Raw genomic sequence first — 6,129 nt, 5'->3', positions numbered from 1 at the left:
CGTCCGACGGCCTTCCCGCCGTCTACGGCGTGCGGCCCGAGCATTTCACCATCGCCGACGACGGCGCCGAGGCCGAGATCGTCGTGGTCGAGCCGACCGGCTCGGAGACGCAAGTGTTCGCCAAGATCGGCGGCGAGCAGGTCGTCGCGGTCTTCCGCGAACGCCACCAGTTCAATCCGGGCGACAAGGTCCGGCTGAAGCCGGACCCGTCACTGGTGCACTTGTTCGACGAGGCGACGGGAAAGCGCCTGAACGCGTAGCGTAAGTTTAAGTTAAGACAATAAAAAGCATCACAGGGAGGACGACATGCAAGACTTTACCCGCCGGACTCTGCTTCAGGGCGGAACGGCACTGGCTGCAACCGGCATGCTCACCGGGCCGGCACTGTTCGATTTCGCGAAGGCCTGGGCGCAGAGCGCGCCCTGGAAGGCGGAGCCCGGCGCCAAGCTGACCGTGATGCGATGGAAGCGTTTCGTGCCGGCAGAGGACGATGCGTTCAACGCGATGGTCGCGGCGTTCAAGGCCGCCACCGGCACCGAGATGAACGTGTTCAGCGAATCCTTCGAGGACGTGCAGCCGAAGGCCTCGGTTGCGGCCAATACCGGCTCCGGGCTCGATCTCGCCTGGGGCTTGCATACGCTGCCGCAGCTGTTCCCCACCAAAGTGCTGAAGATGAACGACGTCGCCGATTATCTCGGCAACAAATATGGCGGCTGGACCGATGCGGCCGCCAAGACCTGCAAGCAGGGCAACGACTGGCTCGGCATCCCCGTCGCAACCAACGGCGGCTACATGACGTACCGCAAGTCGGCGCTCGACAAGGCGGGGTTCAAGGAATTCCCGAAGGATTTCCCCGGCTTCCTTGAGATGTGCAAGGCGCTGAAGGCGAACAACACGCCGGCCGGCTTCGCTCTCGGGCATGCCTCGGGCGACGGCAATTCGTGGCTGCACTGGGTGCTGTGGGGACACGGTGCCTACACCGTCGACCAGAACGACAAGATCATCATCAATTCGCCGGAGACGGCGAAGGCGCTGGAATATTGCAAGTCGCTGTACGAGGCCTTCATCCCGGGCACGGCGTCCTGGAACGATTCCTCCAACAACAAGGCGTTCCTCGCCGGCGAGCTCTACTGCACGGCCAACGGCATCTCGATCTACGTCGCCGCCAAGACCGATGCGAGCAAGAAGGAGCTGGCCGAGGACACCTATCACGCGCTCTGGCCGGTCGGACCGGTCGGCAAGCCGACCGAGTTGCAGCTTGCGCTGCCGATCCTCGCCTTCAACTTCACCAAATATCCGAACGCGGCGAAGGCCTTCGTCGCCTTCATGCTGGAGAAGGAGAACTACGAGAAGTGGCTGGACGGCGCGCAGGGCTACCTGACGCAGACCTTGAACGGCTATGAGTCGGCGCCGATCTGGAAGGCCGATCCCAAGAATGCCGTGTTCTCGCAGGCCTCCAAGCGCACGCTGCCGGCCGCCGGTATCGGTTCGGTCGGCGAAAAGGCGGCAACGGCAATCGCCGACTTCATCGTCGTCGACATGTTCGCCAACTACTGCACCGGCACCAAGGATGCGAAGGGCGCGATGGCGGAAGCCGAGCGTCAGCTGAAGCGCATCTATCGCTGAGGGTCACGGAGCGGGCGGCAGTCTCGCCGCCCGCTCGTCAACATTTCGATCAGGGATATCGGGCATGGCTGATGTCGCAATTCCCCGGGCCAAGCCTCAAATGAGCGAGGACACCGCCTGGACCCAGCTCAAACACAATCGCAACTGGCTCGGCTTCTGGTTCATGGTGCCGGCCATGGCGTTCCTGATCTTCTTCCTGGCCTATCCGCTGGGGCTCGGGATCTGGCTGTCCTTCACGGACACCCGCATCGGCAGGGTCGGGCACTTCGTCGCTACCGAGAACTATGAGTGGTTGTGGGACGACTCCATCTTCTGGCTGTCGGTGTTCAACACGCTGCTCTACACCTTCGTCGCCAGCGCCCTCAAATTCGCGATCGGGCTCTATCTCGCGCTGCTGCTGAACGAGAACATGCCGTTCAAGGCTATGCTGCGCGCGATGGTGCTCATCCCCTTCATCGTGCCGACGGTGCTCTCGGCATTGGCGTTCTGGTGGATCTTCGACTCGCAATTCTCCATCATCTCCTGGTCGCTGAAGCATCTCGGTGTGATCAATCAAAACATCAACTTCCTCGGCGATACGACCTGGGCGCGCATTTGCGTGATCTTCGCCAATATCTGGCGCGGCGTGCCTTTCGTCGCGATCACGCTGCTCGCGGGCCTGCAGACGGTGTCGCCGTCGCTCTATGAGGCCGCAACGCTCGACGGCGCCACGCGCTGGCAGAATTTCCGGTTCATCACCTATCCGCTGCTGACGCCGATCATCGCCGTCGTGATGACCTTCTCGGTGCTGTTCACCTTCACCGACTTCCAGCTGATCTGGGCGATGACGCGCGGCGGCCCCGTCAACGCCACCCATCTGATGGCGACGCTGTCCTACCAGCGCGCGATCATCGCCGGGCAACTCGGCGAGGGCGCGGCGATCTCTAGCGCCATGATTCCATTCCTGCTCGCGGCGATCATGGTATCCTGGTTCGGCCTGCAGCGTCGCAAGTGGCAACAGGGAGAGAACAATGACTGATCTTCCTGCCTCGAAAGTCGACCTCAAGGCCGTCATATCGGCGCCTGCGCGGGTCGATAACAGCGAGGGCATGAGCTATCTGCAGTCGGTGCCGCGCCGGATGGTGACGCTGTACCTGCCGCTCGCGATCATCGTCGTGGTGCTCTTGTTTCCGTTCTACTGGATGGCGCTGACCTCGGTGAAGCCCGACGATCAGTTGCTCGATCTCGACAGGTTCAACCCGTTCTGGACCTGGAATCCGACCTTCAAGCATTTCCACAAGCTGCTGTTCGAAAGCTACTATCCGTACTGGCTCTGGAACACGATGTACGTGGCGGTCTGCGCCACGGTGCTGTCGATCATCGCATCGGTATTAGCCGCCTACGCCATCGTGCGATTGCGCTACAAGGGCGCCAATCTCGTCGGCGGGCTGATCTTCCTTGCCTATCTCGTGCCGCCCTCGATCCTGTTCATTCCGCTCGCCACCGTCGTGTTTCAGTATGGTCTGTTCGACTCGCCGCTGGCGCTGATCCTGACCTATCCGACCATCCTGATCCCGTTCTCGACCTGGCTGCTGATGGGCTATTTCAAGACCATCCCGTTCGAGCTCGAGGAATGCGCGCTGATCGACGGGGCGAGCCGCTGGCAGATCCTGATCAAGATCGTCCTGCCGCTGGCAATCCCCGGCCTGATCTCGGCCTTCATCTTCTGCTTCACTCTGTGCTGGAACGAGTTCATCTACGCGTTGACGTTCCTGCAGTCGACCAGCAACAAGACGGTGCCGGTCGCGATCGTCAACGAGTTCGTGGATGGTGACATCTACCGCTGGGGTTCGCTGATGGCGGGAGCTCTGGCCGGCTCGCTGCCGCTCGTCATCCTTTACGCCTTCTTCGTGGAGCATTATGTGTCCGCGATGACCGGCGCCGTGAAGGAGTGATCGCGGGGGTCTGCCACGGGAGCGCGCCGGAGGCTGCGCGTTCCGGCCAATAAAAGGGAGTTAAGCTCTTGCACGTTCTGGTTCTGGGCGCCGCCGGCATGGTCGGCCGCAAATTGTGTGAACGGCTGTTGCGCGACGGCCGGCTCGGCAAGAGCGACATCACGAAACTGACCATGCACGACGTGGTCGAGCCGAAGAAGCCGGAGAAGGCGGGTTTCTCCGTCGAGACGGTGTCGGGCGATTTCGCCGTGCCGGGCGCTGCCGAAAAGCTGATCGCCGGCCGCCCGGACGTGATCTTCCATCTCGCCGCCATCGTCTCCGGCGAAGCCGAGCTCGATTTCGACAAGGGCTACCGCATCAATCTCGACGGCACCCGGATGCTGCTCGATGCCGTCAGGCTCGTTGGCGGCGGCTACAAGCCGCGCGTGGTCTTCACGTCCTCGATCGCGGTGTTCGGCGCGCCGTTCCCGGATGCGATCGGAGACGAGTTCTTCCATACGCCGCTGCTCAGCTACGGCACCCAGAAGGCGATCGGCGAACTCCTGCTGGCCGACTATTCGCGCCGCGGCTTCCTCGACGGCATCGGTATCCGCCTGCCGACCATCTGCATCCGGCCCGGCCTGCCCAACAAGGCGGCATCCGGCTTCTTCTCCAACATCCTGCGCGAACCTCTGGCGGGCAAGGAAGCGGTTCTTCCCGTCTCCGAGGACGTTCGTCACTGGCACGCCACACCGCGCTCCGCGGTGGGCTTCCTGCTCCACGCCGGCACCATGGACCTTGCCGCGGTCGGCCCGCGCCGCAATCTGACCATGCCGGGCCTGTCGGCGACGGTCGGCGAGCAGATCGCCGCGTTGAAGCGGGTTGCGGGTGAGAAGGTCGCCGCGCGCATCAAGCGCGAGCCCGATCCCTTCATCGTCGGCATCGTCGGCGGCTGGCCGCGCAATTTCAATGCAAAGCGGTCGCTCGAGCTCGGCTTCACCACGGCCGAGAAGACCTTCGACGACATCATCCGCATTCACATCGAAGACGAGCTCGGCGGCAACTTCGTCGCCTGATCCCTGACTGAGCGGGTCACATGATGGCGAGCGTTGCTTGCATCGGCGAATGCATGGTCGAGCTCCGGCAGGCCCAGGGCGGCGCGTCTGCCGGGCAGGGGCAGGGCGGCGGCCTGTATTCGCGCGGCTTCGGCGGCGACACGCTCAACACCGCGGTGTACCTCGCGCGGCTCGAGGCCAAGGTCGACTATCTCACGGCGCTCGGCGATGACGGTCTCAGCGATGAAATGATCGCGGCCTGGAATGCCGAGGGTGTCGGCACGAGGCGCGTCGTGCGGCTGGCGGGCAAGCTGCCCGGCCTCTACATGATCCAGACGGATGCGAAGGGCGAGCGCCAGTTCTTTCACTGGCGCGACAGCGCGGCGGCGCGCCAGCTGATGAATCTGCCGGAAACCGATGAGCTGCTCAACTCGCTGATGAGCTACGACATCGTCTATCTCTCCGCGATCACGCTCTCGATCTACGATGCTTCGGGGCGCGAGCGCCTGTTCACGGCGATCAAGCGCGCGCGCCTGCTCGGGACCCGCTTCGTGTTCGACACCAATTTCCGCGCGCGGGGGTGGCCGGACCGCGATGTCGCGCGCGAGGTGTTTGCTGCGGCGTTTGCGGCTGCCGACATCGTGCTGACCTCGACCGAGGACCTGCTCGCGCTGTATCCTGGCGAGAGCCACGAGCAATTGATGGCGCGCATTCCCACGCCCGAACTGGTGTTCCGGCTGGCCGAGCCGGTGAGCCTCTTGCGCTTTCCCGGTGGCACCCACGAGGTCCGCGCCGAACCCATGACAAAACCCGTCGTTGACACCACGGCGGCCGGCGACAGCTTTGCCGCGGCCTATATCGCGGCCCGGCTCGGCGGCTCGGATCCGGTGGAGGCGGCCCAGGCCGGGCATCGTCTCGCCAGCCTCGTGATCTGCTATCCCGGCGCCATCATTCCGGGCTATGCCATGCCGCCGAAGAAGCGGCACCGGCCGGCGGCCACGCGCCTAGTGACCAAGTAAAACGAAAAGATCCACGAGATGCCCACGACTGCCCAACAGAACCACCTCGTCGCGCTGTTCAGGGATGCGACCGTCATTCCCGTCCTCACCATCGAGCGCATCCAGGATGCCGTGCCGCTGGCGCGTGCGCTGGTCGCCGGCGGCGTCCGCACGCTGGAGGTGACGCTGCGCACCCCCGTTGCGATCGAGGCCGCGCGGGCGATGATGGCCGAGGTGCCCGAGGCCGTCGTCGGCATCGGCACCATCCTCAATCCCGCCGACTTTACCCGGGTCGAGAAGCTCGGCGTCGCGTTCGGCATCAGCCCGGGCCTGACCCCCGACCTCCTGAAGGCCGCAGCGCACAGCTCCTTGCCGTTCGCGCCGGGCATCGCGACTGCGTCCGAGCTGATGATGGCGCTGTCCTACGGCCTCGACGTCGCAAAGTTCTTTCCGGCCGAGCAGGCCGGCGGCATCAAGGGCCTGCGTGCGCTCGCGGGGCCGTTCCCGAACGTGCGGTTCTGCCCGACCGGCGGGGTT

Annotated in this window: 7 protein-coding genes; all 7 read left to right on the top strand. The window is 64.1% G+C overall.

Going from position 1 to position 6,129, the window contains the following annotated elements:
* Positions 1–260: TOBE domain-containing protein (locus tag MOV75_RS24170; RefSeq protein WP_247006744.1), on the top strand; the 260-nt coding region annotated here is incomplete at its 5' end.
* Between the two features lie 46 nt (positions 261–306).
* Positions 307–1,626 carry an ABC transporter substrate-binding protein gene (locus MOV75_RS24165; protein ID WP_246923196.1) on the top strand — a complete coding sequence of 440 codons (1,320 nt, stop codon included), beginning with the start codon at positions 307–309 and terminating at the stop codon, positions 1,624–1,626.
* Between the two features lie 64 nt (positions 1,627–1,690).
* Positions 1,691–2,644: a carbohydrate ABC transporter permease gene (locus MOV75_RS24160; protein WP_246923200.1), complete on the top strand. Its 954-nt coding sequence runs from the start codon at positions 1,691–1,693 to the stop codon at positions 2,642–2,644.
* Positions 2,637–3,560, top strand: coding sequence for a carbohydrate ABC transporter permease (locus MOV75_RS24155; RefSeq protein ID WP_246923204.1), 924 nt, complete (start codon positions 2,637–2,639; stop codon positions 3,558–3,560). Before MOV75_RS24160 ends, MOV75_RS24155 begins: the two co-directional genes overlap by 8 nt.
* Positions 3,561–3,628: 68 nt before the next feature.
* Entirely contained in the window at positions 3,629–4,615 is a 987-nt protein-coding gene (gene denD, locus MOV75_RS24150; protein WP_247006743.1) for a D-erythronate dehydrogenase, read from the top strand.
* Positions 4,616–4,638: 23 nt separating this feature from the next.
* Entirely contained in the window at positions 4,639–5,613 is a 975-nt protein-coding gene (locus tag MOV75_RS24145) for a sugar kinase (RefSeq protein WP_247006745.1), read from the top strand.
* 18 nt (positions 5,614–5,631) lie between these two features.
* Positions 5,632–6,129: bifunctional 4-hydroxy-2-oxoglutarate aldolase/2-dehydro-3-deoxy-phosphogluconate aldolase (gene eda, locus MOV75_RS24140; protein WP_247006742.1), on the top strand; the 498-nt coding region annotated here is incomplete at its 3' end.

This window comes from Bradyrhizobium sp. PRIMUS42, from assembly GCF_023006515.1.
In the GTDB taxonomy this organism is placed as follows: Bacteria; Pseudomonadota; Alphaproteobacteria; order Rhizobiales; family Xanthobacteraceae; genus Bradyrhizobium.
This window is presented reverse-complemented; position numbering and strand designations above follow the sequence as displayed.

What these genes read in the sequence shown, in the direction of transcription:
- MOV75_RS24165 (WP_246923196.1), top strand. Translation starts at nt 307, where the DNA reads ATGCAAGACTTTACCCGCCGGACTCTGCTTCAGGGCGGAACGGCACTG.
- MOV75_RS24160 (WP_246923200.1), top strand. Translation starts at nt 1,691, where the DNA reads ATGGCTGATGTCGCAATTCCCCGGGCCAAGCCTCAAATGAGCGAGGAC.
- MOV75_RS24155 (WP_246923204.1), top strand. Translation starts at nt 2,637, where the DNA reads ATGACTGATCTTCCTGCCTCGAAAGTCGACCTCAAGGCCGTCATATCG.
- MOV75_RS24145 (WP_247006745.1), top strand. Translation starts at nt 4,639, where the DNA reads ATGGCGAGCGTTGCTTGCATCGGCGAATGCATGGTCGAGCTCCGGCAG.